Origin of the sequence: Leclercia sp. LSNIH3, from assembly GCF_002935105.1 — a bacterium.
Lineage (GTDB): Bacteria > Pseudomonadota > Gammaproteobacteria > Enterobacterales > Enterobacteriaceae > Enterobacter > Enterobacter adecarboxylatus.
The window spans coordinates 4,000,573-4,026,748 of record NZ_CP026387.1; the positions used below are offsets into that span (position 1 = coordinate 4,000,573).

The following is a 26,176-nucleotide window of genomic DNA, read 5'->3' on the forward strand; positions in this document are numbered from 1 at the left end:
TAATGGTTATCGTTTGCTTTATCATTAGCATAGTAATCAAAAGGATGAAGGAGTCAGCATCGTCGCCCTGGTCAGGGGAAGATGCTGTGCCCACACCTGCAAAAAAATTACCCGGCTGACCCGCCAGAGAAGCGGGCGGTACGCAATGCAATGTGAGCAGTACATATTTGATTTTGCTGTGTTTACCTCATGGAGATATGGAATGTTTAGGTTGAATCCCTTCGTTCGGGGAGGGCTGTGCGCGTCTGCTCTGTCCCTGGCCCTGCCGGTTGTTGCGGCGGAATCTGGCGACACTATGGTGGTGACTGCCTCGGCCAACGAGCAAAACCTGAAAGATGCCCCGGCCAGTATCAGCGTCATCACTCAGCAGGATCTGCAACGTAAGCCGGTGCAGAACCTGAAAGATGTGTTAAAAGAGGTTCCGGGCGTGCAATTAACTGACGAAGGGGACAACCGTAAGGGCGTCAGTATCCGCGGTCTGGACAGCAGCTATACCTTGATCCTGGTTGACGGTAAACGCGTCAACTCCCGCAATGCCGTATTCCGTCATAACGATTTCGACCTCAACTGGGTACCGGTTGACGCCATCGAACGTATCGAAGTGGTGCGCGGGCCGATGTCCTCCCTGTACGGCTCTGATGCCCTGGGCGGCGTGGTCAACATCATTACCAAAAAGATCGGCCAGAAATGGACCGGTACCCTCACCGCCGACTCCACGATTCAGGAACACCGCGATCGCGGCGACACCTATGGTGGCCAGTTCTATACCAGCGGCCCGCTGGTGGATGGCGTCCTCGGTCTGAAAGCCTTTGGTAGCCTGTCAAAACGCGATAAAGACGATCCGCAGACCTCGACAACCAGCGCCTCCGGGGAAACTCCGCGTATCGAAGGCTTCACCAGCCGCGATGCCAACGTGGAATTTGCCTGGACCCCGAACGAGAACCACGATTTCACCGCTGGCTACGGTTTTGACCGTCAGGACCGTGATTCCGACTCGCTGGATCAGAACCGTCTTGAGCGCCAGAACTACTCCCTGAGCCACAATGGCCGCTGGGGAATGGGCAATAGCGAATTGAAATTCTACGGCGAAAAGGTTGATAACAAGAACCCGGGCAATGCCAACCCTATCACCTCCGAAAGCAACTCTGTTGACGGTAAATACGTCCTGCCGCTGGGAGAGATTAACCAGCTGCTCACCTTCGGGGGAGAATGGCGTCACGACAAGCTGAAGGATCCGGTTAACATTACCGGCGGTAGCAGCAGTAGCACCTCGGCCAGCCAGTATGCGCTCTTTATTGAAGATGAATGGCGTATCTTCGAGCCGCTGGCGCTGACCACCGGCGTGCGTATGGATGACCACGAAACCTACGGCGATCACTGGAGTCCGCGTGCTTATCTGGTCTACAACGCGACCGATACCCTGACAGTAAAAGGCGGCTGGGCGACAGCATTCAAAGCGCCTTCGCTGCTGCAGCTGAGCCCAGACTGGACCACCGGCTCCTGCCGTGGGGCCTGTGAAATTGTCGGTAGCCCGGATCTGAAGCCGGAAACCAGCGAAAGCTTCGAGCTGGGTCTTTACTACAGCGGGGAAGAGGGCTGGTTAGAAGGCGTGCAGGGCAGCATTACTGCCTTCCAGAACGATGTGGACGATCGTATCAGCATCCTCCGTACGGCCAACGTCAACCAGGCGCAGGGTTACCCGAACTATGTCGGACTGAATGCCGACGGTGAGCCGATTTTCCGTTATTACAACGTCAATAAGGCGCGGATCCGCGGCCTGGAAACGGAAGTGAAATTCCCGATCGCCGAAGACTGGCGCATGACGCTGAATTACACCTATAACGACGGACGTGATATCAGCAACGGCGGCAACAAGCCGCTCTCGGAACTGCCGTTCCATACCGCAAACGGCACGCTTGACTGGCAGGCAACGCAGGCGTGGTCCTTCTACGTGCAGGGCAATTATACGGGTGAGAAACGCACTGTTACCGATGGCGAAGCAACGCCGGGTGGCTACGTGGTGTGGAACACCGGTGGCGCATGGCAGGCAACTAAAAACGTCAAGCTGCGTGCAGGTGTCATGAACCTGCTGGATAAAGATCTCAGCCGCGACGACTACAGCTACACCGAAGAAGGACGCCGTTACTTTATGGCGGTGGATTACCAGTTCTGATCGTGAATGCGCCGGGCGGCGCTGCGCTTGCCCGGCCTGTGACAGACCCCTCTCCCTGCGGAAGAGGGGCGAGTGAGGACGTGAAGTCTGCCCTTACTTTAACAACTGCTGCGCATGGAAGCGCAGATGATCTTCTATAAAGGACGCAATGAAGTAATAGCTGTGATCGTAGCCTGGCTGGATGCGTAACGTCAGCGGCCAGGCCTTCTGGCGCGCAGCTTCCGCCAGCACTGCTGGCTGTAACTGGCTCGCCAGGAACTGATCGGCATCACCCTGATCGATAAGCGTCGGGATCGCCTGTTCCGGCTGGCTGGCCAGCATCAACGCACAGCTATCCCACTCCTGCCAGGTTTCTGGATTCTCGCCCAGATAATGGGTGAAGGCTTTTTGCCCCCACGGCACCTGGCATGGGTTCACGATAGGCGCAAACGCCGACACGCTGACGTATTTGCCCGGATTTTTCAGTGCCATCACCAGCGCACCGTGGCCACCCATCGAATGGCCGCTGATGGCACAGCGATCGGCGACCGCAAACTCCGCCTGGATGAGCGCAGGCAGCTCATCGCGCAGATAATCGTACATCCGGTAATGACGCGCCCAGGGCTGCTGGGTGGCATTCAGGTAGAACCCGGCGCCTTTGCCCAGATCGTAACCGGCATCGTCTGCCACATCGTCACCGCGCGGGCTGGTGTCGGGCATCACCAGCGCGATCCCCAGCTCCGCCGCAACCCGCTGGGCGCCCGCTTTGGTGGTAAAGTTTTCATCGTTGCAGGTCAGGCCGGAAAGCCAGTACAGCACCGGCGGTTTTGCCGCACGCGTAGCCGGAGGCAGAAAAATGCTGAACGTCATCGCGCAGTTCAGCACCGTGGAGTCATGACGCCAGCGCTGCTGTCGACCTTCAAAACAGTAGTGCTCTTCGAGCAGTTCCATGCAAGGCTCCTTCAGGAAGGTGTTTCGATAGATAGACCTCATAATACAGTTAATTCAATAACGCGTGAGTAACTTTCACTTCCGCATTAACGACATATACTGCATCATGAATTTACGAAACTTTAACAACTGGAGTGGTCATGGCGCTGCGTATCGCGCTCAGCGGTTTTGTGGTTCTGGTGGTGGCGATGGGAATAGGGCGCTTTGCCTTTACACCACAAGTGCCGCTGATGATTGCGGCAGGGCAACTGACCCTGACCAGCGCCGGACTGGTGGCGGCGATGAACTACCTCGGCTATCTGGTGGGGGCGTGGGATGCCATGCGCGCGCACCGGTTTGTCGAAGGCCGCCTGTGGCTGGGCATCGTTGGCGCAGTGATGCTAACCCTGCTTTCGGCCATTGCGGATAACGCCGTCGTTCACGGACTGCTGCGGTTTGTGATTGGCTGCATGAGCGGCTGGTCGATGGTGCTGATCGCTGCCTGGACCAACGAACGGCTGGCCCATTTCGGTAAGCCAGGTCTCAGTGCCGCAGTCTTTGCGGGGCCGGGGGCGGGCATTACGCTTAGCGGCTTGCTGGCGGTGTGGATCCAGGCGCAGGGCTTATCGGCGAGCGCCGCATGGCAAATCTACGGCGTACTGGCGCTGGTACTGATCGCGCTGGTGGCCCGCTATCTGCCGCGTGCCGGGCAATTGCATCGCCCCGGCACGACGCCGGAGCCGTTGACGCTGACCCGCGATCTACGTCGTCTGGTGTGGAGCTACAGTCTCGCCGGGTTTGGTTACATCCTCCCGGCGACGTTTTTGTCCCAGATGGCGGCGCTGCGTTTCCCTGGCAGCGCGTTCGCCCAGTTTGTCTGGCCAGTTTTCGGCGTAGCCTCGGTGCTGGGCATTGCCCTGAGTATCGCGCTGCGCCATGTCTCCACGACCCATCGCCGACTGGCGCTGGTGTTATGGCTGCAGGCGGTGGGCGTGATTGCCGCCTGGCTGCTGCCGGGAATGGCCGGTCTGGTGACCGGTGCATTGCTGGTGGGCGGCGGATTTTTATGTGCGGTACAGCTTTCGCTGCTTTACGGGCGTGAGCTGGCACCGAATCATACGCGTTACATGGCCGGATTACTCACCACCGGCTATGCGGTTGGGCAGCTTGTTGGCCCGATGACCTCGGCGCTGTCGAGCTGGCTTACCCACCAACTGGAGCCTGCGCTGGGCCTGGCGGGCATCGCGCTTTTCATGGCGGGCGGGCTGGTCTGGCAGCGTCAGGTTGAAAGGTAACGGCAATTGCAATAATTATCGCGGTGAATACTGGATTATGCTCGCCGCCTCGCGCACAATGACGGCACATTTTGCCCCATGTAGGGCAGAAGCGCGCCACACCTGCAGGAGAAAAGAATGTCATCAATGAGTAAAGAAGCAGCCCTCGTCCATGAAGCGCTGGTTGCGCACGGCCTTGAAACCCCGCTGCGCCCGCCGGTTCAGGATCTGGACAACGAAACGCGTAAACGTCTTATTTCCGGGCATATGACCGAAATCATGCAGCTGCTGAATCTCGATCTCAGCGATGACAGTCTGATGGAAACCCCGCGTCGCATCGCCAAAATGTATGTCGATGAGATTTTCTCCGGGCTGGATTACGCTAATTTCCCGAAAATCACCGTCATTGAAAACAAAATGAAGGTGGATGAGATGGTGACGGTGCGTGATATCACCCTGACCAGCACCTGTGAACATCACTTTGTGACCATCGACGGCAAAGCGACCGTAGCCTATATTCCAAAAGACTCGGTTATTGGCCTGTCGAAGATTAACCGCATCGTGCAGTTCTTTGCCCAGCGTCCGCAGGTGCAGGAGCGTTTAACCCAGCAGATCCTCATCGCGTTGCAAACGCTGCTGGGGACCAATAACGTGGCGGTTTCCATTGACGCGGTGCATTACTGCGTGAAAGCGCGCGGTATTCGTGATGCCACCAGCGCCACCACGACCACCTCGCTGGGCGGCCTGTTTAAATCAAGCCAGAACACCCGTCAGGAGTTCCTGCGCGCCGTGCGTCACCACAACTGATCATCAGGGCAGGGTACATGGAAAGAAATGTCACGCTGGATTTCGTTCGTGGCGTCGCTATTCTGGGTATTCTGCTGCTCAATATAAGCGGCTTCGGTCTGCCGAAAGCCGCTTATCTTAATCCCGCCTGGTATGGCGATATTACTCTCAGCGACGCCTGGACATGGGCGGTGCTGGATCTCTTTGCCCAGGTCAAATTCCTCACTCTGTTTGCCTTGTTGTTTGGGGCAGGCCTCCAGCTGCTGCTAAAACGCGGTAAACGCTGGATCCAGGCGCGTCTTTCACTGCTGGTCCTCCTCGGGTTTATTCATGGCCTCCTGTTCTGGGACGGCGATATTCTGTTGGCCTACGGGCTGGTGGGACTGATCTGCTGGCGTATCATCCGCGATGCGCACGATATAAAAAACCTGTTCAACACCGGCGTAGTGCTCTTCCTCATTGGCGTCGCTATCCTGCTGCTGCTGGGGGTTATCTCCGGCGGCTCCACCAATCGTTCCTGGGTACCGGATGCGGCCAATTTGCAGTATGAGCAGTACTGGAAGCTGGGTGGCGGCATGGAGGCCATCAGCAATCGGGCCGATATGATTGGCAACAGCCTGCTGGCGCTTGGGGCGCAATACGGCTGGCAGCTGGCGGGGATGATGCTGATTGGCGCGGCGCTGATGCGAACCGGCTGGCTGAAAGGCGAGTTTAGCCTCGGTCATTACCGGCGAACCGGGATGTGGCTGGTGCTGGTCGGTCTGGCGATCAATCTCCCGGCGGTGATCGCCCAGTGGTATGTCAACTGGGACTATCGCTGGTGCGCGTTTCTGTTACAGGCACCGCGTGAGATTAGCGCGCCCTTCCAGACGATAGGCTATGCTGCGCTGATCTATGGCTTCTGGCCGCAGCTCTGCCGTTTCCGGCTGGTGATGGCCGTGGCCTGCGTAGGCCGCATGGCGCTCAGTAACTACCTTTTACAGACGCTGATCTGCACCACCTTGTTCTATCGCCTCGGCCTGTTTATGCATTTTGATCGCCTGCAACTGATGGGCTTCGTGCTACCTGTCTGGCTGGTGAATATCCTGTTCTCCGTTTTCTGGCTGCGTTATTTCCGTCAGGGACCGATGGAGTGGGTATGGCGGCAATTGACCGCACGTGCTGCAGGGGTTTCACCGGGTAATACATCCGGATAACGATCTGGATCACAATCATTAACAAAACGGATGTAACCGTTTTCATCCTTGTGAGCTTCTTCACGTAGTCCTTCCTTTCTCACTGCCAGAATAGGCACCTTGCTAAACACAGGGGGTGTCTGTGAGTTGCTGCAATCTAAATAAGGATGGTGAATATGATCACCATTCGTGACGTCGCGCGTCAGGCGGGCGTTTCTGTCGCCACCGTTTCCCGTGTGCTCAACAACAGCGCGCTGGTTAGCTCTGAAACGCGCGAGTGCGTGATGAAAGCCGTCACGGCGCTGGGCTACCGTCCCAATGCGAACGCGCAGGCGCTGGCAACCCAGGTCAGCGATACCATCGGCGTGGTAGTGATGGATGTATCGGATGCCTTCTTTGGCGCGCTGGTAAAAGCCGTGGACATGGTTGCCCAGGAGCACCAGAAAAACGTGCTCATCGGCAATAGCTATCACGAGGCAGAAAAAGAGCGTAACGCCATTGAGGTGTTGATTCGTCAGCGCTGTAACGCCCTGATCGTCCACTCAAAAGCCTTGAGCGATGAGGAGCTGTCTGCGCTGATGGAGCAGATCCCCGGCATGGTGTTGATCAACCGCATTGTGCCTGGCTATGCCCACCGCTGCGTCTGCCTTGATAACGTCAGCGGCGCGATGATGGCGACGCGAATGCTGGTGAATAACGGCCATCAGCGCATCGGCTATCTTGCATCAAGCCACCGCATTGAGGATGACGAAATGCGGCGTGAAGGCTGGCAGAAAGCGTTGCTGGAGCAGGGCATTATCGCTTCGGATAGCTGGATCGGCACCGGCGCGCCGGATATGCAGGGCGGGGAAGCGGCCATGGTGGAGCTACTCGGGCGCAACCTGCAGCTGACCGCGGTCTTTGCCTACAACGACAGCATGGCTGCAGGGGCGCTAACGGCACTGAAGGACAACGGTATTGCGGTGCCACAGCATCTGTCATTGATTGGTTTCGATGATATTCCGATTGCCCGTTACACAGACCCACAGCTGACGACGGTGCGCTATCCGATTGCCTCTATGGCGCGGCTGGCCACGGAGCTGGCGTTACAGGGGGCTGCGGGAAAGCTGGATCTTGCTGCAACTCACTGTTTCATGCCGACTTTAGTGCGTCGTCACTCCGTTGCTCTACGGCAAATTGTGGTGCCGATCACTAACTCATAATTCGTCGTGATGTAACCGTTTTCAATTTGTGAGTAAATTCACAGTAAGTTAACAAGGCGCTGACTATGATGTCAGCGTTTTAGTGACTGAAACGCTATGTAACGGTGAATAATCACTTTCACTATAGCCACGGCACGTTAAACATCCAAAAAAACGCATTCTGGAGCGTTACCGACCAAGGAAGATAGAAATTTTATAAGTGGACTTCGGCCGGCATTAACGTTTCATTAACATTGCCCGCCGATCGTTATTCACACGAACTACCCTGCATAAAAACCGGAGATATCATGAATAAGAAGGTGTTGACTCTGTCTGCTGTTATGGCAAGTATGCTTTTTGGTGCAACCGCGCACGCTGCAGATAGCCGTATTGGTGTGACTATCTATAAATACGACGACAACTTTATGTCTGTTGTGCGTAAAGCCATTGAGAAAGAAGGTCAATCAGCGCCAGACGTGCAGCTGCTGATGAATGACTCCCAGAATGACCAGTCAAAACAGAACGACCAGATTGACGTACTGCTGGCAAAAGGCGTGAAAGCTCTGGCAATCAACCTGGTTGACCCGGCGGCAGCAGGCACCGTTATTGAGAAAGCACGTGGCCAGAATGTGCCAGTGGTCTTCTTCAACAAAGAACCTTCCCGTAAAGCGCTGGATAGCTACGATAAAGCCTTCTACGTGGGCACCGACTCCAAAGAATCCGGCATCATTCAGGGCGACCTCATTGCTAAACACTGGGCGGCTAACCCGAACTGGGATCTGAACAAAGATGGTCAGATTCAGTTTGTTCTGCTGAAAGGCGAGCCAGGCCACCCGGATGCTGAAGCACGTACCACTTACGTGATCAAAGAGCTGAACGACAAAGGCCTGAAAACCCAGCAGCTGGCATTAGATACGGCTATGTGGGACACCGCTCAGGCGAAAGACAAAATGGACGCCTGGCTGTCCGGCCCGAACGCTAACAAAATCGAAGTGGTTATCGCCAACAACGATGCGATGGCAATGGGTGCAGTAGAAGCCCTGAAAGCACACAACAAATCCTCTATTCCGGTCTTTGGTGTGGATGCCCTGCCTGAAGCAATGGCTCTGGTAAAATCTGGCGCAATGGCCGGTACCGTGCTGAACGATGCTAACAACCAGGCGAAAGCTACCTTCGATCTGGCGAAAAACCTGGCAGACGGCAAAGGCGCTGCTGACGGCACCAACTGGAAAATCGACAACAAAGTTGTTCGCGTACCGTACGTTGGCGTAGATCAGGAAAACCTGGCCCAATTCACCGGTAAATAAGTTATAGCATTCTACTGGGCGCAGTTTCTGCGCCCTTTTATCACGCGACGCGAGGCCGAGAAGGTATAATTATGGTCAGCACAACGACTCAGTCGTCCGGTGAATACTTGTTGGAAATGAGCGGTATCAACAAGTCTTTTCCCGGGGTTAAAGCACTGGATAATGTTAATTTAAAAGTACGGCCTCACTCTATTCACGCCTTAATGGGTGAAAACGGTGCGGGTAAATCAACATTATTGAAATGCTTATTTGGGATCTATCAAAAAGATTCTGGCAGCATTCTTTTTCAGGGGAAAGAGATCGATTTCCATTCCGCCAAAGAAGCACTGGAAAATGGTATTTCGATGGTTCACCAGGAACTTAACCTGGTACTTCAGCGTTCTGTCATGGACAATATGTGGCTGGGTCGTTATCCGACCAAAGGCGTATTTGTCGATCAGGACAAAATGTATCGTGACACCAAAGCGATTTTTGATGAACTGGATATTGATATCGATCCGCGTGCGCGCGTCGGTACGTTATCCGTTTCTCAGATGCAGATGATTGAAATTGCCAAGGCTTTCTCCTATAACGCCAAAATCGTTATTATGGATGAGCCTACTTCGTCGTTAACGGAGAAAGAGGTGAACCACCTGTTCACCATTATCCGTAAGCTGAAGGAGCGCGGTTGCGGCATCGTCTATATCTCCCACAAAATGGAAGAGATCTTCCAGTTGTGCGATGAAATTACAGTGCTGCGCGATGGCCAGTGGATCGCCACCCAGCCGCTGGAAGGGCTGGACATGGACAAGATCATCGCCATGATGGTGGGTCGTTCCCTGAACCAGCGCTTCCCGACCAAAGAGAACAAGCCGGGCGAAGTGATTCTGGAAGTGCGTAACCTGACGTCGCTGCGTCAGCCTTCTATTCGCGATATCTCCTTCGATCTGCATAAAGGAGAGATCCTCGGGATTGCCGGGCTGGTGGGCGCCAAGCGTACCGATATCGTGGAAACCCTGTTCGGTATTCGCGAGAAATCCGGCGGGACCATTACCCTGCACGGCAAAAAAATCAATAACCACAATGCCAACGAAGCCATTAACCACGGCTTTGCGCTGGTGACGGAAGAGCGTCGCTCAACCGGTATTTACGCCTATCTGGATATTAACTTTAACTCGTTAATTTCTAATATTCATAACTACAAAAACAAAATCGGTCTGTTGGATAATTCCCGCATGAAGAGTGATACCCAGTGGGTAATTGACTCGATGCGTGTAAAAACCCCAGGACACCGCACGCAAATTGGCTCGCTCTCCGGTGGTAACCAGCAGAAGGTTATTATTGGACGCTGGTTGTTAACTCAGCCTGAAATTCTGATGCTGGATGAACCCACCCGTGGTATCGACGTGGGGGCAAAATTTGAAATTTATCAGTTAATAGCTGAGTTAGCCAAGAAAGATAAAGGGATTATTATTATTTCGTCCGAAATGCCGGAATTGTTAGGGATCACAGATCGTATTCTGGTTATGAGCAATGGTCTCGTTGCCGGAATTGTAGAAACCAAAACGACAACGCAAAACGAAATTTTGCGTCTTGCGTCTTTGCACCTTTAAGATTAGGGGCTTCTCATGAGTGCGTTAAATAAGAAAAGTTTTCTTACTTATCTGAAAGAAGGCGGTATTTACGTTGTTCTTTTAGTCTTGCTGGCCATTATTATTTTCCAGGATCCGACATTCTTAAGTCTCCTGAACTTAAGTAACATTCTGACTCAGTCTTCCGTACGTATTATTATCGCGCTGGGCGTGGCGGGTCTGATCGTCACCCAGGGTACTGACCTGTCAGCCGGTCGTCAGGTCGGCCTGGCGGCGGTTGTCGCGGCCACGCTCCTGCAGTCGATGGAAAACGCCAACAAGGTGTTCCCGGAAATGGCGACCATGCCGATTTTCCTGGTGATCCTGATTGTCTGCGCTATCGGTGCGATCATTGGTCTGATTAACGGCATCATCATTGCTTACCTGAACGTAACGCCGTTCATCACTACCCTGGGTACGATGATTATCGTTTACGGTATCAACTCTCTGTACTACGACTTCGTAGGCGCATCGCCAATCTCCGGTTTCGACAGCGGCTTCTCCACCTTTGCGCAGGGCTTTATCGCGCTGGGCACATTCCGCCTGTCTTACATCACCTTCTACGCCCTGATTGCGGTGGCCTTTGTCTGGGTGCTGTGGAACAAAACCCGCTTCGGTAAGAACATCTTCGCAATCGGTGGTAACCCGGAAGCGGCGAAAGTCTCTGGCGTTAACGTGGCGCTGAACCTGCTGGTCATCTATGCCCTGTCCGGTGTGTTCTATGCGTTCGGTGGTTTGCTGGAAGCAGGCCGTATCGGCTCTGCCACCAACAACCTCGGCTTTATGTATGAGCTGGATGCGATTGCTGCCTGCGTCGTGGGTGGTGTGTCGTTCAGTGGTGGTGTGGGTACGGTGCTGGGCGTGGTAACCGGTGTAATCATCTTCACCGTTATCAACTACGGTCTGACCTATATCGGCGTGAACCCTTACTGGCAGTACATTATTAAGGGTGCCATCATCATCTTCGCCGTTGCGCTGGACTCTCTGAAGTACGCGCGTAAGAAGTAAGATATCAATGCATAAAAAAACCCGCTTAATGCGGGTTTTTTTATGCCCGGGTCATTTCCCCTGGCGGCGCTGCGTTGGCGTGGCTCTAGGGCAGTGCGGGCTTCTTCTTCTGCATGTCCAGCAGTTGCTCTGGCGTAACCGCCGGATAACCCTGGGCATCTTCCGGCACTTCCGGCATCGCCGGGATTGGCACCAGCGGGCCTAAGAAACGCGGTTCACGTTTAAAGACATAGAGATCGGCCAGTGCACCCAGACGGGCACCAAATTCACGCACCCGCACGGTGAGCATGTCTTTGGGGGAGGGGACGGCATAGCACTGCGCCTGAATGCCCATATGCAGAGCAATAAAGAGCGCGCGCTCGCAGTGGAAGCGCTGGGTGATGATGATAAAGTCGTTGGTATCAAACACCTTGCGGGTGCGAACAATGGAATCCAGGGTTCTGAAGCCGGCGTAGTCGAGCACGATATCCGCCGGATCAACGCCTGCGGCAATCAGATCCTTACGCATGGTGACCGGCTCATTATAGCTCTGCTGCGCGTTGTCACCGCTCAGCAGCAGGTAGTTGACCTTGCCGCTGTTGTAGGCATTGAGCGCCCCCTGAATACGGTAACGGTAATACTGGTTAATCACCCCGGTGCGGTAGTACTTGGCGGTACCGAGTACCACGCCGACCTGGCGGTAGGGCAGATCCTGAAGGTCATCAAAGATATAAGGCGCCGTTTTCCAGCTCATCCAGCGGTCGAGGCCCAGCGCAGTCAGCAGCACAATGGCGATCAGGGCAACCAGGCTGTAAAACACGCGCTTTAACATACAGATGACTCTTACCAAAGGTGAAATTTCACTCAGGCTACTTTACCCGTCTGGTAAGCGCAAGAAACGGCGGTTTAATTGAAGGGATTTTCATCAATTGTGCGGGCATTGCTGCCCGCATCAACGACTTAAGCCAGAAGCACGCGGTCGATGCTGGTGCAACCCAGCGCGCGCAACGTGGCCGCGGTGGCGTCCCACTGGATCAGCGGAGCATCGGGTTTTTCTGCCAGAATGGCGCGCTGAATGTCCGGGTAGTCGTAGCCGTTGAGGCTGAGCAGGTTCAGCGCGCCCTGCAGCGGCGGCAACGTTGGGTTAAAGGCGGCGTTCTCGGCATAGCTGCCGGTGAAGATGCGCCCATCCCCACACTCCAGCGCCACGCCGCTCGGGGCCTGGCTATAAGGGGCGTGTGACTTGTTGGCGGCGAGGATAGCGGCCTGGGCCAGCGCATCGCCGCTCAGGGTGTAGCCATGATCCTGTTCATCCATCAGCAGGGATTTAATGTCCAGATCCTTCGGGCCGAAAGCGTCCGGCAGGTAGTCGGCCAGAGTATGCGGGGCGCGGCCCGGCAGGTTGATGCGCAGTTGCAAACCGCTGTTAAGCTCGTTCATAAACTGACGGCAGTGGCCACACGGCGTGTAGTTCACGGTAATGGCTTGCAGGGATTTTTCACCGCGCAGCCAGGCATGGCTGATTGCGCTCTGTTCCGCATGCACGGTCTGCTGCATGGTCGCCCCGATAAACTCCATATTGCCACCGAAGTACCAGGTGCCGCTCACGCCGCGCGCAATGGCACCGACGTTGAAATGGGACAGGTCGGCGCGGGCGCAGGCTGCCGCCAGTGGCAGAAGCGCAAAGGCCAGCGCGTCATCATCCAGATCCGTGGCACGTTTCAGGGCGGTGACCTGTTCAGCCGTCAGCAGGGCGGGGAAATGTGCATCCGCCAGAACCGGGGCCAGGGCTGACTGCAAATTCTCTGCAAGCTGAGTGAAAGCTGAGTGAAAACGTGGATGCATGGCGTTGCCTCATAAAGGTTAATGGATCGGTAGTGTACGGAGCCACAAGGGCTTTATATGTGACCCAGATCTCATTATGTGTGCAACTTATGAAACTCAAATGAAAAATGCGCGACGCGTCGCAAATTTTAGCCCATGACCGCCAAAATAATCGGGAAGAGGAACGGCGCAATCAGCGAGGTCATGATCCCGCAGATCACCAGCGCCAGGGAGCTGAAGGCCCCTTCCTGATAATCCAGCTCCGCGCAACGGGCGGTACCGAGGGCGTGCGAGGCGGTGCCCATCGCCAGACCACGGGCCGATTTAGTACGAATGCGCATGGCATTCAGCAGCGTATGGCCCAAAACCGCCCCGAGAATACCGACATAGATGACGCACACAGCGCTGATCGCCGGGATGCCGCCGAGACTGCCGCCTACCGCCATCGCAATCGGGGTAGTTACCGATTTCGGTAAAATAGAGGCCGCAATTTCCGGGGTTGCCCCCATCAGCAGCGCCACCGAGGTGCCGGTAATCATCGCTACCAGGCTGCCAACCAGACAGATAGTGATGATCGACTTCCAGCGGGCGCGGATCTGGTGCAGCTGTTCGTACAGCGGAAACGCTAGCGCCACCACCGCAGGTTGCAGCAGATCGTTAAGCACCTTGCTGCCCTGGAAATAGTTCGCGTAGGGGATGCCGGTCAATAGCAGGAAAGGAATAATCACCACCATCGCCACCAGCAAGGGGTTAAGCAGCGGGAACTTCAGACGCACTGCCAGCTTGCGGGCGGCGAAGAAGACCGCCACGGTGAGCGGCAGGGACCACCAGATATTGGCCATCATTTTTTCTGTCCTTTTTGCCCAACCACGTTACGTTCCCCATGCGCCAGATGCGTACTCCAGCTGACCACTAAGAAGACCACCAGCGTACTGATAGTGCAGGAAACAAATATCGGGCCAAACTGCGCGCTCAGCAGGTCGTAGTACTGCATGACACCCACGCCAATGGGCACGAACAGCAGCGCCATATAGCGGATCAGCACCGAGCAGCCGGGCTTAACCCATTGTGGCGGGAGGATTTGCAGCGCGAGCAGCACAAACAGGATCAGCATGCCAATAATGCTGCCGGGAATAGTAATTGGCAGCAGAGAGGCGAGGAATATTCCCGCATACAGGCAGGCATAAATCAGGATGAACGCGCGCAGGTACTGCCAGACAACTATCAGTGATTTATTCATGGTGAAAGCCCTTGATGAAACGCATTCATCATACAATTAAAACCCTAAACGTGCTACGGATCACATCATGACTTTTGAGCATACCAGACATTACTTATTGGAACGTTGGGCATTTCCCCAAACCAGAAGTGACAATGCCGCGCCCCTGATATACGATTTATATATGAATCATAATGGAACATATATATGGGCATCGTAAAAATCTCCGATCTTCTGCATGACGACATTCGTGATGCCAGCAAAGCCATGTCGCGTTCGGTCAACGCGCAGGCGGAATACTGGATCCGCCTCGGCATGATGAGCGAACTCTATCCTGACCTTAACCATCAGCAAATAAAGATGATGATGCTGAAATCTGGCTCCGACCGTTTACTGGAGGTGATCAATGCCATCAATTCTCATTAAGAGTGCCGATGAGTTGGCCCGTCAGCGTCACGCGGGTGAACTGCTGGCGTCCGTGTTCACCATGCTGGATGAGTTTATCAAGCCTGGCGTATCAACCATGGAGATCAACAATCGTGCGGAGGCATTTATTGTGGATCAGCTTCAGTCCCGCCCCGCCAGTAAAGGGCAGTATGGCTACCCGTACGTGCTGAACACCTCGGTGAACGACGTAGTCTGCCACGGGATCCCGAAAGAGTCGGAGCACCTAAAGTCAGGCTCTATTGTCAACGTCGATATCACCCTCGAAAACGCGGGCATGATCGCCGACTCCAGTAAAATGTATCTCATTGGTGAGGTTTCCCCGCTGGCGCGCAGGTTAGTGAAAACGACCCAGGAGGGGATGTGGAAGGGGATTAAGGCGGTGAAACCGGGCGCGACCCTGGGCGATATTGGCCACGCGATCCAGTCATACGTTGAAAGCCATGGCTACAGCGTGGTGCGGGAGTATTGCGGGCACGGCATTGGCAAAGAGATGCACGAAGAGCCGCAGATCCTGCACTACGGCAAACCCGGTGAAGGCCCTGTCTTACAGGAGGGGATGGTCTTTACCATCGAACCGATGATCAATCAGGGCGACAGCCGGATCAAAACGAAGAAAGACGGCTGGACAGTGGTGACCCGTGACAAAAAGCTCTCTGCACAGTGGGAACACACCATCGCCGTGACCGCAGACGGTTTTGAGGTGCTGACGCTGCGCCCTGACGAAACCATCCCCGATTAAGGCCCAAACCCTACACGCATCGCTTTCCTGACGCTTCCCACCTTTCGCGGGAGCGGCTACTATAGCGCGTCTTTTTTTACGGGTACTGATATGCGTGTATTGCTGGCACCGATGGAAGGTGTGCTCGATTCGCTGGTGCGTGAGCTGCTGACCGACGTTAACGATTATGATCACTGCATCACCGAGTTTCTGCGGGTGGTGGATATGTTGTTGCCGGTAAAATCGTTTTACAGACTCTGCCCGGAGCTGCATCACCAGAGCCGCACCCCCTCCGGCACCCGGGTGCGGATCCAGCTGCTGGGACAATATCCCGAATGGCTGGCGGAAAATGCCGCCCGCGCCGTCGAGCTGGGTTCCTGGGGCGTGGACCTGAACTGCGGCTGTCCATCGAAAATGGTCAACGGCAGCGGCGGCGGCGCCACGCTGCTTAAAGATCCTGAGCTGATCTACCGCGGCGCGAAAGCGATGCGCGAGGCGGTGCCATCTCACCTGCCGGTTACGGTGAAAGTCCGTCTGGGCTGGGACAGCGGCGACAGGCAGTTTGAAATTGCCGATGCGGTGCAGCAGGCGGGGGCCAGCGAGCTGGTGGTTCATGGCCGCACCAAAGAAGATGGTTACAAAGCCGAGCGCATTAACTGGCAGGCTATCGGCGAGATCCGCAAACGGCTGACCATACCGGTGGTTGCTAACGGCGAAATCTGGGATCGCGAAAGCGCACTGGCCTGTATGGCGGCGACCGGCTGCGATTCAATCATGATTGGGCGCGGGGCGCTCAACGTGCCTAACCTCAGCCGGGTGATTAAATACAACGAGCCGCGTATGCCCTGGCCAGAGGTGGTGACGCTGCTGAAGAAATACACCCGCCTCGAAAAGCAGGGCGACACCGGGCTGTACCACGTCGCGCGTATCAAGCAGTGGCTGAGTTATCTGCGTAAAGAGTACGACGAGGCCCTGGAACTGTTTCAGGAGATCCGCGCCCTGCAATCCTCCGCGGAGATCGCCCGGGTTATCCAGTCCAAATAAGCCGGGTTCGATCTGCGTCACATTTTTTAGCGGGGCGCATTGAGGCGAAGCGCGAAACTGGTAAAGTGCGTTAACTGGATTGTTACTGCTGCGGCAGGCAAAACCTGATTTTCTGGCATCTGCCGGAGGTCAGGTTTTTTTGTTTCTGGGTCATGGAATGAAAATTGCCAAAATACTGAATAACAATGTGGTGGTAGTTCTGGATGAACAGGGGCGCGAACAGGTCGTGATGGGCCGCGGGCTGGCCTTTCAAAAGCACCCTGGCGACGTGATCCCGAAAGAGAACATTGAGAAAGTGTTTGCCCTGCAAAGCGACGAGCTGGTGCATCGGCTGGGAGAGTTACTCAGCCAGATCCCGCTGGAGGTGATGACCACCTGCGATCGCATTATCGGGCTGGCAGCACAGCGGCTGGGCAAACTGCAGGAGAGCTTGTACATCACCTTAACCGACCACTGCTATTTTGCGATTGAGCGGCAGAAGAAGGGGCTGGCGATCAAAAATGTGCTCCTGTGGGACATTAAGCGGCTCTACCCACGCGAGTTTGAGCTGGGCCAGCAGGCCCGGGCCATTATCGCCACACGGCTGGGCGTGGCGCTGGAGGAAGATGAAGCCGGGTTTATCGCACTGCATCTGGTCACGGCCCAGTTGCACAGCGAGATGCCGGAGGTGATGCACGTCACCCGGGTGATGCAGGAGATCCTGCAGCTGGTGAAATACACCTTACAGCTGGAGTATGACGAAGAGTCGCTAAGCTATCAGCGCTTCGTCACCCATCTGAAGTTTTTCGCCCAGCGGATGCTGACCCGTACCGTGGTTGCGGATGACGATGCCTCGCTGCATTCGGCGGTAAAAGACAACTACGCGAAGGCGTGGGTATGCGCCGAGAAGATTGCCCGGCATTTGCAAAAGAGTTATCAGCGCGAGCTGACTACCGAAGAGATTATGTTTCTCACCATTCATATTGAGCGCGTGAGAAAAGAGGGGCGCTAAGCCCCCACGACAAACGGATTGTTACTGCACTGTGCAGGCAAAACCTGAGCGCGGCTCCCGAAAGGGCGTCGTTCTCGGGTTTTTTTATTTTTAGGACTCAGTCAAACCCTGCCTGCGGGCAGCGAAGAAGGATACAGAGATGGAATATCAAGCACTGGCGAAGGATATTCTCGGCCACGTTGGCGGCAAAGAGAACATTGTCAGCCTGGTTCATTGCGCTACCCGGCTACGTTTCAAACTGAAAGATTCTCAACGTGCGGATGCTGAAGGGCTGAAGAACAATCCCGGGGTCATCATGGTGGTCGAAAGCGGCGGCCAGTTCCAGGTGGTAATTGGCAACCACGTTCACGACGTCTGGCAGGCGGTCTGTCAGGAGGCCGGGCTGGCGGATGACGCAGGACCCGCCGCAGAGGAGAAAGGCGAAAAAACCAGCCTCGGCGGCCACCTTATCGATATTGTCTCCGGCATCTTTACCCCCTTTATCGGCGTCCTCGCCGCCTCGGGGATCCTGAAGGGGATACTGGCGCTGGCCGTGGTGTGCGGCTGGCTGACCACCGACAGCGGCACGTACAAAATCTGGTTTGCCAGCAGTGACGCGTTGTTCTTCTTCTTCCCGCTGGTGCTGGGCTACACCGCCGGGAAAAAGTTTGGCGGCAACCCGTTTATCACCATGGTGATTGGCGGGGCGCTGGTGCATCCGACCATGATTCAGGCCTTTGAGGCCAGTCAGCAGGCGGGCGCGGCGGCCAATGCCTTCCTCTCTATTCCGGTGACCTGGTTTAACTACAGTACATCAGTCATTCCGATCATCCTCGCCGCCTGGGTTAGCTGCTGGCTGGAAAAGCAGGGCAGCAAACGCCTGCCGTCGGCGATGAAAAATTTCTTTACCCCGCTGATCTGCCTCGGCGTCACGGTTCCGCTGACCTTTCTGGTGATCGGCCCGGTAGCCACCTGGCTCAGCCAGATGCTGGCGAACGGCTATCAGTGGATCTACGTGCTTGCTCCCTGGCTGGCGGGAGCGGCGATGGGCGCGGTATGGCAGGTGTGCGTTATCTTTGGCCTGCACTGGGGGCTGGTGCCGCTGATGATCAACAACCTTGCCGTGCTGGGTCATGACTCCATGCTGCCGATGCTGCTGCCAGCGGTATATGGCCAGGTGGGGGCGGCGTTAGGCGTCTTCCTGCGCAGCCGCGATGCACGGCAGAAGATGCTGGCGGGTTCTTCAGTGACGGCCGGGATCTTTGGCGTCACCGAACCGGCGGTGTATGGCGTGAACCTGCCTTTACGTCGTCCCTTTATCTTTGGCTGCGTGGCCGGGGCGGTGGGCGGCGCGATTGTCGGTTTCTTCGACACCCATGTTTACTCATTTGGCTTCGGCAACATCTTCACCATCGCGCAGATGATCCCGCCGGGTGGGGTGGATGCCACGCTGTGGGGCGGGATTGCAGGCATGCTGGTGGCGCTGGTGCTGAGTTGTGTCCTGACGATGATGGCCGGGATGCCGGGTCGTGAGACAGAAACGGCACCGGTGGCCGTTACTCTCGATGAAAACACTGTTCTGTCACCGATGCGTGGCACGGTGCTGGCGCTGGACCAGGTGCCGGACGCCACCTTTGCCAGCGGCCTGCTTGGTCAGGGCGCGGCTATCGTGCCTGCCGATAACAAAGTGATTGCCCCCTTCGCCGGGGAAGTCGCCTCGCTATTTGCCACCAAACATGCCATCGGCCTGCTGAGCGACAGCGGCATCGAAGTGCTGATCCACGTCGGAATCGACACCGTGAAGCTCGACGGCAAGCCGTTTACCGCCCACGTGAAGGTGGGGGACAAAATACAGCCGGGCGATCTGCTGCTGGAGTTCGACCGTCAGGCCATTCTTGATGCCGGATACGATCTGGCGACCCCGATTATTATCAGCAACAGTGACGACTACCGTGATGTCGCGACCGTGGCGGCAACCGCCGTCCAGGCCGGCGCACCGTTACTTTGCGTCAGCCATCAGTAACAGGAGAACCGAATGAAAACTTTCCCGAATGATTTTTTATGGGGCGGCGCGGTTGCCGCGAATCAGGTCGAAGGGGCTTACCTGGAGGATGGCAAAGGGTTGTCCACCTCTGACGTCCAGCCGCAGGGGGTGTTTGGCCCGGTCGTGGAGCGGGTGGCTGGCGACAGCGGCATTAAAGACGTGGCGATCGATTTCTATCACCGCTACCCGGAAGATATCAAACTGTTCGCCGAAATGGGCTTCAACTGCCTGCGCGTCTCCATTGCCTGGACACGTATCTTCCCGAACGGCGATGAGCAGCAGCCGAACGAGGCCGGACTGGCCTTTTACGACAAGCTGTTTGACGAGCTGGCGGCGCATAACATCACCCCGCTGGTGACGCTCTCACATTACGAGATGCCGTGGGGGCTGGTGAAACAGTACGGCGGCTGGGGCAACCGTCAGGTGATCGGTTTCTTCGAACACTATGCCCGCACCGTCTTCACCCGCTATCAGCATAAGGTCAAGCTGTGGCTCACCTTTAACGAGATCAACATGTCCTTGCACGCGCCGATGACCGGTGTCGGTCTGCCGGAGACCAGCAGCAAGGCGGAGGTTTATCAGGCGATCCACCATCAGCTGGTGGCGAGCGCGCTGGCGGTAAAAGCCTGCCACGAGATTATCCCGGACGCGAAAATCGGCAACATGCTGCTGGGCGGCCTGGTCTATCCGCTGACCTGCAAGCCAGACGACGTGCTGGAAGCCTTGCAGGAGAACCGCGCCTGGCAGTTCTTCGGGGATGTGCAGTGCCGCGGGGCGTACCCGGGCTATATGCTGCGCTTCTTCCGCGATAACGGCATTACCCTTGAGATCACCGAGGCCGATCGCGAGGCGCTGAAATCGACTATCGACTTTATCTCCTTCAGCTACTACATGACCGGCTGTGTCACCACCGATGACGAGCTGAACCAGCAGGCGCGCGGCAACATCCTGAGCATGGTGCCGAACCCGCATCTGGCCAGCTCGGAGTGGGGCTGGCAGATCGACCCGGTTGGCCTGCGCACCTTACTGAACGTGCTTTGGGATCGCTATCAGAAGCCGCTGTTCATTGTTGAGAACGGTCTGGGCGCGAAGGACAAGCCGGACGCTGACGGCATGGTGCAGGACGATTACCGTATCAGCTACCTCAACGACCATCTGGTGCAGGTGCGCGAGGCGATTGAGGACGGCGTAGAGGTGATGGGCTACACCAGCTGGGGGCCGATCGATCTGGTGAGCGCCTCCAGAGCGGAGCTTTCCAAACGCTACGGTTTTATCTACGTCGATCGTGACGACAGCGGGGCAGGCACGCTGGCGCGCAGCCGCAAGAAGAGTTTTTACTGGTATCAGGAAGTGATTGCGACCCACGGCGCTTCGCTGAAAGGCTAAGGATCGCCAGAGCACCCGGCAGCGCGCCGGGTGTTTTTTCTGAATATATCCAGGTATGACAAAGTGTGGATTGCCACCGATTCCTAAAAAAACGAAGCGCTGTGAGCGTATGTTGCAGCCTTCTTTTTTTATGTGAATAACCTGATGAAACGTTCACGTTTTTACGGCTTCTGCCTGCCTCTCTCCTTGTTACTTGTTGCCTGTGCCCCTCACCACGATACGACTGCATCGCTTAAACAGCAGGTCCCCGCCGCGACAATTGCCTCCAGGCTGGCCGCCGGTCAATGGCCAAAAAATACGTGGTGGGAAGAATTCCACGATCCGCAGCTCACTGCCCTGATTGTCAAAGCGCAGACCGACGCGCCAGATATGCAAATTGCCCGTCAGCGCATTGCCCTTGCCGAAGCCCAGGCCAAAATGGCGATGGCCGCAGAAGGGCCGGACGTTGATTTTTCTGCCGATGTCGAACGGCAAAAAATGTCAGCAGAGGGGCTGATGGGGCCTTTCGCGATCACCGACCCTGCGGCTGGCACCACCGGCCCCTGGTACACTAACGGCACCCTGGGTTTAACCGCTGGCTGGGATCTGGATCTGTGGGGCAAAAACCGCGCCCAGGTGGAGGCCCGCATCGGGAAAGTCAACGCACAACGGGCAGAGCTGCAACAGACCCGCCAGCTGCTTGCTACCAGCGTGGCGCGCCTCTACTGGGAGTGGCAGACCCAGGCTGCGACCGGGCAGCTGCTAACTGCCATCAAACAGGAGCAGCAAAATATCATCAGTACCGACCGGGAGCTGTATCAGCAGGGGATTACCTCATCCGTGGAAGGGGTGGAAACCGACATCAATGCCAGTAAAACCGAAGAGCGGCTGGCGGAAGTAAACGGCAACATGAAAGCCATTGAGGCGCGTCTGCAGGCCCTGACCAACACCGCGTCGATAACCCTCACTCCGCACGCCTTACCCACCGTCGAGACAAAATTGCCTTCCTCGCTGGGCTACTCACTGCTGGCCCGACGCCCCGATCTGCAGGAGGCCCACTGGTATATCGAAGCTTCCCTACGGGACGTGGATGCCGCAAAAGCCGCGTTTTATCCCGATATCAACCTGATGGCGTTCCTGCAACAGGATGCGCTGCACTTAAGCGATCTGTTCCGCTCCTCGGCGCAGCAGATGGGGGTTACCGCCGGTCTGACCCTGCCGATTTTTGACAGTGGACGCCTGAATGCAAACCTCGATATCGCCCAGGCGCAAAGCAACCTGTCGGTAGCGAATTACAACAAGGCGGTGGTGGAAGCGGTGAATCAGGTGGCCCGTACCGCAAGCGAAGTCGAAACTTTAATGGCAAAAAATCAGCATCAACAGAAAATTGAAGCCGATGCCGAGCGGGTGGTGGCCCTGGCGCAGGCGCGCTACAGGGCGGGGATTGTCGCCGGTTCACGCGTCAGCGAAGCCAGACTACCCGCCCTCAAGGAACAACTCGCCGGGCTGACGCTACAGGGGCAGTACATCGATGCCACTCTCCAGCTTACCTCCGCACTGGGCGGCGGCTATCAGCATGGGTAGAAAGTGAGAAGTATCTATACTTATCTCTTTGTATTCTTTTTCGGAGGTGAGTATGGGTTCAAACAATCGTGTGGCTATTGTGACGGCATCGGATTCCGGGATCGGCAAAACCACGGCGCTGATGCTGGCGGAGCGTGGATTTGATATTGGCGTCACCTGGCACTCGGATGAAGAAGGGGCATTGAAAACCTGTCGTGAAATTGAGGCGCGCGGGCAACGGGCAGAGGCCATTCATCTGGATCTCAGCCAGCTACCGGACGGCGCAAAGGCGATCGAGACGCTGATTTCCCGCTTTGGCCGCATCGACGTGCTGGTTAACAACGCCGGGGCGATGACCAAAGCCGCGTTTCTCGACATGGAATATGACCAGTGGCGGTCCATTTTTAAGGTCGATGTGGATGGCGCGTTTCTCTGCTCGCAGATTGCCGCCCGGCAGATGGTGAAGCAGGGGGAGGGCGGGCGTATCGTCAATATCACCTCGGTGCATGAGCATACCCCGCTGCCGGAAGCCAGCGCCTATACCTCGGCCAAACATGCCCTCGGTGGCCTGACCAAGTCGATGGCGATGGAGCTGGTGCAGCACAATATTCTGGTCAATGCCGTCGCGCCCGGGGCCATCGCCACGCCGATGAACGATATGGACGACAGCGAAGTGAAGCCGGGTTCTATGCCGAATATCCCGCTGGCACGGCCGGGGCATACGAAAGAGATCGCAAGCCTCGTGGCCTGGCTGTGTGATACGGATGCCAGCTACGCCACCGGACAGTCGTTTATCGTCGATGGTGGCTTTATGCTGGGCAATCCGCAGTTTAAACCGGCAGAGTAAATCAGCTGCGGTCCCGGCGTTTCAGCCACCAGCGTACCGCGACGACCAGCACCAGCACCAGGATCAGCCAGAACCAGTGGCGCAGGTGCTGGTTTACCGAGTGCAGCCACGGCTCCAGCACTTCGCCACCGACGTAGCCTAAGGTGGTGAAGATCAGCGCCCAGACGATAGCCCCCACAATATTCAGCGGCAGGAAAATTTTGGGCGGCAGACGGCTGGCGCCGATTAACAACGGCCCGATGATGCGAAATCCGTACATAAAGCGGGTGCCGATGACGAACAGGTAGGGATGGCGCTGGATCAGCCGCTGTGCGCGGTCGATTTTTTTCTGGTGCCGGGAAAAACGGCGCAGGATCGCCGGACCAAACCGCACCCCGACTAAATAGAGCAGCTGGTCACCGATCATCCCGCCCAGCGCGACTGCCGCCACGACCAGCGGGAAACGTAACAATCCCTGATGCGCCGCCACGCCACCCAGCAGGGTGATGGTTTCGCCTTCCGCTATGCTGCCCACAACCAACGCGGCATAGCCATACTGTGCAATGAGAGTATTAATATCCATACGATAAGCGTAGCGCAGGAAACGCTAGTTGCTGAACAGATACCCCACAACCATCATAATGATGGCCATCGCCGCGGCAAAAGCGGGCCAGGTCATAAAGGCATGTTCCGTCAGGGCCTCTTCTTTTTTGATATCGGCCAGACGCGCCAGGGCATGCTGGCTGTCAGAGGCCATAATTTCTTCAAACTGTTTTTCATAACCCTGCTCAAGCAACAACCTGGCTCCCTGCACGTTGGACTTCTCAAGGGCCGAGAGGGTATTTCCTTTTTTAAAAAAGATGAATTCCGGCATGAAAGAGGCCTTTTTGTAACTACCTGTTTAGTAGGCATTAACATATCAGAACGCCCCGCAATTTGCTGCATTATTGCGCTGTACAAAAAATAATCTCAGGCCTGCGTTATACTTGAGTTATCGCTAGCGGGCCGACAACAAGGGGGCGTTATGAACCATGTCTGGGGACTCTTTTCCCATCCCGATCGTGAAATGCACGTCATAAGAAGCGAAAACGAAACGGTCAGTCATCACTACACCCACCATGTGCTGCTGATGGCCGCGGTGCCGGTCATTTGCGCCTTTATTGGCACCACGCAAATTGGCTGGGATTTTGACGACGGCAACATTGTAAAACTCTCCTGGACCACCGGCCTGGCGCTGGCGGTGGTGTTTTATGCCCTGATGCTGGCGGGTGTCGCAGTGATGGGGCGAGTGATTTACTGGATGGCGCGTAATTATCCGCAGCGCCCTTCGCTGACGCACTGTATGGTGTTTGCCGGGTACGTGGCAACGCCGCTGTTTCTGAGCGGGATTGTGGCGCTCTATCCTTTAGTCTGGCTGTGCGCCCTGGTGGGGACGCTGGCGCTGTTTTACACCGGATATCTGCTCTATATCGGTATTCCTACCTTCCTGAATATCAACAAAGAAGAGGGCCGTAGCTTCTCTGGTTCAACGCTCGCCATTGGCGTCCTGTTGCTGGAAGTGCTGCTGGCGCTGACAGTTATTCTTTGGGGCTATGGTTATCGTCTCTTCTGAGGCTCCTGCATTGCTGGTGTAATTGCCAGCAATGCAGCATCTGTTCACGATTAACTGCTGGCAGCAAGGCATCTGGACGGCTATGATGCCTTAGCCAGCCCGCGTTCGCGCTATGACCCGGGCGGTGTACGTTATTACGTGCATGAATAATTATCAGAAATCTCACCATGCTGAAATTCCGCGTTTCTTTACTGAGTCTGGCACTGTTGCTGACTGTGCCAGTGGCGACCACGGCGATCGCTAAACCTGCCGCTGTGGCTACTGCCACCCAGCCGGAGATTGCCTCCGGTAGCGCCATGATCGTCGATTTGAATACCAACAAAGTGATCTATTCCAGCCACCCCAATCTGGTGCGCCCGATCGCTTCGATTACCAAATTAATGACCGCGATGGTGGTGCTGGATGCACGACTGCCGCTGGATGAAAAACTGCGCGTCGATATCAGCCACACGCCAGAGATGAAAGGGATCTACTCCCGCGTACGCCTGAACAGCGAAATCAGCCGTAAAAACATGCTGCTGCTGGCGCTGATGTCCTCGGAAAACCGCGCCGCGGCAAGCCTCGCGCACCACTATCCGGGTGGCTATGATGCGTTTATCCGGGCGATGAACGCGAAAGCGAAGGCACTGGGGATGGTTCAGACGCACTTTGTGGAGCCGACCGGTCTGTCGATTCATAATGTCTCGACGGCACAGGATCTGACGAGACTGCTGATTGCCACTAAGCAGTACCCACTGCTTGGCCAGCTCAGCACCACTCGCGAAGAGATGGCGACCTTCTCGAACCCGGCCTATACCCTGCCGTTTCGTAACACCAACCATTTGGTCTACCGCGATAACTGGAATATCCAGCTGACTAAAACCGGCTTTACTAACGCCGCGGGCCACTGTCTGGTCATGCGTACGGTCTTTAATGGCAAGCCGGTGGCGCTGGTGGTCATGGACGCCTTTGGCAAATATACCCACTTTGCCGACGCCAGCCGCCTGCGTACCTGGATTGAAACCGGGAAGGTGCAGCCAGTACCGGCTGCGGCGCTGAGTTATAAAAAGCAGAAAGCGGCGCAGATGGCGACGGCACAAAACGATTGAGTCGTTTGTCATCGCCGGGTGACGTGATACCGGCCTACGGTTTGTAGGCCGGGA

Annotated in this window: 25 protein-coding genes; 18 read left to right on the forward strand and 7 right to left on the reverse strand. The window is 56.1% G+C overall.

Annotated features, from left to right (window positions below; translation table 11 throughout):
* Positions 1-202: 202 nt before the first annotated feature.
* The gene (gene cirA, locus C3F35_RS19370) at positions 203-2,173 is read left to right on the forward strand and encodes a catecholate siderophore receptor CirA (protein ID WP_103792177.1); all 1,971 of its coding nucleotides are present in this window, start codon (positions 203-205) and stop codon (positions 2,171-2,173) included.
* Positions 2,174-2,266: 93 nt separating this feature from the next.
* Here the strand turns inward: cirA and fghA are convergent, their stop codons facing one another.
* Entirely contained in the window at positions 2,267-3,103 is an 837-nt protein-coding gene (fghA, locus tag C3F35_RS19375) for an S-formylglutathione hydrolase (RefSeq protein WP_059307515.1), read from the reverse strand.
* Between the two features lie 140 nt (positions 3,104-3,243).
* Here fghA and C3F35_RS19380 point away from each other — a divergent pair, with 140 nt between their 5' ends.
* The 7 genes from C3F35_RS19380 to mglC all read left to right on the forward strand — a co-directional run bounded on the left by C3F35_RS19380 (position 3,244) and on the right by mglC (position 11,423).
* Positions 3,244-4,377: a YbfB/YjiJ family MFS transporter gene (locus C3F35_RS19380; protein WP_077226270.1), complete on the forward strand. Its 1,134-nt coding sequence runs from the start codon at positions 3,244-3,246 to the stop codon at positions 4,375-4,377.
* Positions 4,378-4,494: 117 nt separating this feature from the next.
* Positions 4,495-5,163: a GTP cyclohydrolase I FolE gene (folE, locus tag C3F35_RS19385; RefSeq protein WP_032612616.1), complete on the forward strand. Its 669-nt coding sequence runs from the start codon at positions 4,495-4,497 to the stop codon at positions 5,161-5,163.
* 17 nt (positions 5,164-5,180) lie between these two features.
* The gene (gene yeiB / locus C3F35_RS19390) at positions 5,181-6,338 is read left to right on the forward strand and encodes a DUF418 domain-containing protein YeiB (RefSeq protein WP_103792176.1); all 1,158 of its coding nucleotides are present in this window, start codon (positions 5,181-5,183) and stop codon (positions 6,336-6,338) included.
* Positions 6,339-6,493: 155 nt separating this feature from the next.
* Entirely contained in the window at positions 6,494-7,519 is a 1,026-nt protein-coding gene (gene galS, locus C3F35_RS19395) for an HTH-type transcriptional regulator GalS (protein WP_103792175.1), read from the forward strand.
* A 287-nt stretch (positions 7,520-7,806) separates the two neighbouring features.
* Positions 7,807-8,805 carry a galactose/glucose ABC transporter substrate-binding protein MglB gene (gene mglB, locus C3F35_RS19400; protein WP_077226268.1) on the forward strand — a complete coding sequence of 333 codons (999 nt, stop codon included), beginning with the start codon at positions 7,807-7,809 and terminating at the stop codon, positions 8,803-8,805.
* A gap of 71 nt (positions 8,806-8,876) precedes the next feature.
* Entirely contained in the window at positions 8,877-10,397 is a 1,521-nt protein-coding gene (mglA, locus tag C3F35_RS19405; protein ID WP_032612607.1) for a galactose/methyl galactoside ABC transporter ATP-binding protein MglA, read from the forward strand.
* Positions 10,398-10,412: 15 nt separating this feature from the next.
* Positions 10,413-11,423, forward strand: coding sequence for a galactose/methyl galactoside ABC transporter permease MglC (gene mglC, locus C3F35_RS19410; RefSeq protein WP_032612605.1), 1,011 nt, complete (start codon positions 10,413-10,415; stop codon positions 11,421-11,423).
* Between the two features lie 85 nt (positions 11,424-11,508).
* On the opposite strand, the gene sanA is transcribed toward mglC, so the two are convergent.
* From sanA to C3F35_RS19430, 4 genes are all read right to left on the reverse strand, one after another.
* Complete coding sequence (sanA, locus tag C3F35_RS19415; RefSeq protein WP_032612592.1) at positions 11,509-12,234, reverse strand: outer membrane permeability protein SanA; 726 nt, start codon at positions 12,232-12,234, stop codon at positions 11,509-11,511.
* Positions 12,235-12,362: 128 nt separating this feature from the next.
* Positions 12,363-13,247: a cytidine deaminase gene (gene cdd, locus C3F35_RS19420; protein WP_077226266.1), complete on the reverse strand. Its 885-nt coding sequence runs from the start codon at positions 13,245-13,247 to the stop codon at positions 12,363-12,365.
* A 128-nt stretch (positions 13,248-13,375) separates the two neighbouring features.
* Positions 13,376-14,071 carry a CidB/LrgB family autolysis modulator gene (locus tag C3F35_RS19425; RefSeq protein ID WP_032612587.1) on the reverse strand — a complete coding sequence of 232 codons (696 nt, stop codon included), beginning with the start codon at positions 14,069-14,071 and terminating at the stop codon, positions 13,376-13,378.
* Positions 14,068-14,466, reverse strand: a complete 399-nt coding sequence (locus C3F35_RS19430) for a CidA/LrgA family protein (RefSeq protein WP_059307520.1) — start codon at positions 14,464-14,466, stop codon at positions 14,068-14,070. The genes C3F35_RS19425 and C3F35_RS19430 overlap by 4 nt, the downstream gene beginning before the upstream one ends.
* A gap of 186 nt (positions 14,467-14,652) precedes the next feature.
* Here C3F35_RS19430 and C3F35_RS19435 point away from each other — a divergent pair, with 186 nt between their 5' ends.
* From C3F35_RS19435 to C3F35_RS19470, 8 genes are all read left to right on the forward strand, one after another.
* Complete coding sequence (locus C3F35_RS19435) at positions 14,653-14,871, forward strand: ParD-like family protein (RefSeq protein ID WP_032612583.1); 219 nt, start codon at positions 14,653-14,655, stop codon at positions 14,869-14,871.
* Complete coding sequence (gene map / locus C3F35_RS19440) at positions 14,852-15,631, forward strand: type I methionyl aminopeptidase (RefSeq protein WP_032612581.1); 780 nt, start codon at positions 14,852-14,854, stop codon at positions 15,629-15,631. The genes C3F35_RS19435 and map overlap by 20 nt, the downstream gene beginning before the upstream one ends.
* 90 nt (positions 15,632-15,721) lie before the next feature.
* Positions 15,722-16,654, forward strand: coding sequence for a tRNA dihydrouridine(16) synthase DusC (gene dusC, locus C3F35_RS19445; protein ID WP_032612579.1), 933 nt, complete (start codon positions 15,722-15,724; stop codon positions 16,652-16,654).
* A 157-nt stretch (positions 16,655-16,811) separates the two neighbouring features.
* The gene (gene licT / locus C3F35_RS19450; RefSeq protein WP_059307521.1) at positions 16,812-17,645 is read left to right on the forward strand and encodes a BglG family transcription antiterminator LicT; all 834 of its coding nucleotides are present in this window, start codon (positions 16,812-16,814) and stop codon (positions 17,643-17,645) included.
* Positions 17,646-17,784: 139 nt separating this feature from the next.
* Positions 17,785-19,647 carry a PTS beta-glucoside transporter subunit IIABC gene (bglF, locus tag C3F35_RS19455; protein ID WP_103792174.1) on the forward strand — a complete coding sequence of 621 codons (1,863 nt, stop codon included), beginning with the start codon at positions 17,785-17,787 and terminating at the stop codon, positions 19,645-19,647.
* Positions 19,648-19,659: 12 nt separating this feature from the next.
* Entirely contained in the window at positions 19,660-21,054 is a 1,395-nt protein-coding gene (locus C3F35_RS19460; protein ID WP_103792173.1) for a glycoside hydrolase family 1 protein, read from the forward strand.
* A gap of 144 nt (positions 21,055-21,198) precedes the next feature.
* On the forward strand, positions 21,199-22,617 hold the full coding sequence (gene mdtQ, locus C3F35_RS19465) for a multidrug resistance outer membrane protein MdtQ (protein WP_103792172.1): 1,419 nt from the start codon (positions 21,199-21,201) through the stop codon (positions 22,615-22,617).
* A gap of 52 nt (positions 22,618-22,669) precedes the next feature.
* Positions 22,670-23,443: an SDR family oxidoreductase gene (locus C3F35_RS19470; RefSeq protein WP_103792171.1), complete on the forward strand. Its 774-nt coding sequence runs from the start codon at positions 22,670-22,672 to the stop codon at positions 23,441-23,443.
* Position 23,444: 1 nt separating this feature from the next.
* Here the strand turns inward: C3F35_RS19470 and C3F35_RS19475 are convergent, their stop codons facing one another.
* Complete coding sequence (locus C3F35_RS19475; protein ID WP_059307526.1) at positions 23,445-24,005, reverse strand: DedA family protein; 561 nt, start codon at positions 24,003-24,005, stop codon at positions 23,445-23,447.
* Between the two features lie 24 nt (positions 24,006-24,029).
* Positions 24,030-24,296, reverse strand: a complete 267-nt coding sequence (locus C3F35_RS19480; protein ID WP_103792170.1) for a hypothetical protein — start codon at positions 24,294-24,296, stop codon at positions 24,030-24,032.
* A 150-nt stretch (positions 24,297-24,446) separates the two neighbouring features.
* Here C3F35_RS19480 and C3F35_RS19485 point away from each other — a divergent pair, with 150 nt between their 5' ends.
* The gene (locus C3F35_RS19485; protein ID WP_032612563.1) at positions 24,447-25,034 is read left to right on the forward strand and encodes a Yip1 family protein; all 588 of its coding nucleotides are present in this window, start codon (positions 24,447-24,449) and stop codon (positions 25,032-25,034) included.
* Between the two features lie 167 nt (positions 25,035-25,201).
* A complete protein-coding gene (gene pbpG / locus C3F35_RS19490; RefSeq protein WP_059307528.1) occupies positions 25,202-26,122 on the forward strand; it encodes a D-alanyl-D-alanine endopeptidase in 921 nt (306 codons plus the stop codon).
* Positions 26,123-26,176 lie beyond the last annotated feature (54 nt).

Coding starts and splice junctions, on each gene's coding strand:
- cirA (WP_103792177.1), top strand. CDS start 203: ATGTTTAGGTTGAATCCCTTCGTTCGGGGAGGGCTGTGCGCGTCTGCT.
- fghA (WP_059307515.1), bottom strand. CDS start 3,103: ATGGAACTGCTCGAAGAGCACTACTGTTTTGAAGGTCGACAGCAGCGC.
- C3F35_RS19380 (WP_077226270.1), top strand. CDS start 3,244: ATGGCGCTGCGTATCGCGCTCAGCGGTTTTGTGGTTCTGGTGGTGGCG.
- folE (WP_032612616.1), top strand. CDS start 4,495: ATGTCATCAATGAGTAAAGAAGCAGCCCTCGTCCATGAAGCGCTGGTT.
- yeiB (WP_103792176.1), top strand. CDS start 5,181: ATGGAAAGAAATGTCACGCTGGATTTCGTTCGTGGCGTCGCTATTCTG.
- galS (WP_103792175.1), top strand. CDS start 6,494: ATGATCACCATTCGTGACGTCGCGCGTCAGGCGGGCGTTTCTGTCGCC.
- mglB (WP_077226268.1), top strand. CDS start 7,807: ATGAATAAGAAGGTGTTGACTCTGTCTGCTGTTATGGCAAGTATGCTT.
- mglA (WP_032612607.1), top strand. CDS start 8,877: ATGGTCAGCACAACGACTCAGTCGTCCGGTGAATACTTGTTGGAAATG.
- mglC (WP_032612605.1), top strand. CDS start 10,413: ATGAGTGCGTTAAATAAGAAAAGTTTTCTTACTTATCTGAAAGAAGGC.
- sanA (WP_032612592.1), bottom strand. CDS start 12,234: ATGTTAAAGCGCGTGTTTTACAGCCTGGTTGCCCTGATCGCCATTGTG.
- cdd (WP_077226266.1), bottom strand. CDS start 13,247: ATGCATCCACGTTTTCACTCAGCTTTCACTCAGCTTGCAGAGAATTTG.
- C3F35_RS19425 (WP_032612587.1), bottom strand. CDS start 14,071: ATGATGGCCAATATCTGGTGGTCCCTGCCGCTCACCGTGGCGGTCTTC.
- C3F35_RS19430 (WP_059307520.1), bottom strand. CDS start 14,466: ATGAATAAATCACTGATAGTTGTCTGGCAGTACCTGCGCGCGTTCATC.
- C3F35_RS19435 (WP_032612583.1), top strand. CDS start 14,653: ATGGGCATCGTAAAAATCTCCGATCTTCTGCATGACGACATTCGTGAT.
- map (WP_032612581.1), top strand. CDS start 14,852: ATGCCATCAATTCTCATTAAGAGTGCCGATGAGTTGGCCCGTCAGCGT.
- dusC (WP_032612579.1), top strand. CDS start 15,722: ATGCGTGTATTGCTGGCACCGATGGAAGGTGTGCTCGATTCGCTGGTG.
- licT (WP_059307521.1), top strand. CDS start 16,812: ATGAAAATTGCCAAAATACTGAATAACAATGTGGTGGTAGTTCTGGAT.
- bglF (WP_103792174.1), top strand. CDS start 17,785: ATGGAATATCAAGCACTGGCGAAGGATATTCTCGGCCACGTTGGCGGC.
- C3F35_RS19460 (WP_103792173.1), top strand. CDS start 19,660: ATGAAAACTTTCCCGAATGATTTTTTATGGGGCGGCGCGGTTGCCGCG.
- mdtQ (WP_103792172.1), top strand. CDS start 21,199: ATGAAACGTTCACGTTTTTACGGCTTCTGCCTGCCTCTCTCCTTGTTA.
- C3F35_RS19470 (WP_103792171.1), top strand. CDS start 22,670: ATGGGTTCAAACAATCGTGTGGCTATTGTGACGGCATCGGATTCCGGG.
- C3F35_RS19475 (WP_059307526.1), bottom strand. CDS start 24,005: ATGGATATTAATACTCTCATTGCACAGTATGGCTATGCCGCGTTGGTT.
- C3F35_RS19480 (WP_103792170.1), bottom strand. CDS start 24,296: ATGCCGGAATTCATCTTTTTTAAAAAAGGAAATACCCTCTCGGCCCTT.
- C3F35_RS19485 (WP_032612563.1), top strand. CDS start 24,447: ATGAACCATGTCTGGGGACTCTTTTCCCATCCCGATCGTGAAATGCAC.
- pbpG (WP_059307528.1), top strand. CDS start 25,202: ATGCTGAAATTCCGCGTTTCTTTACTGAGTCTGGCACTGTTGCTGACT.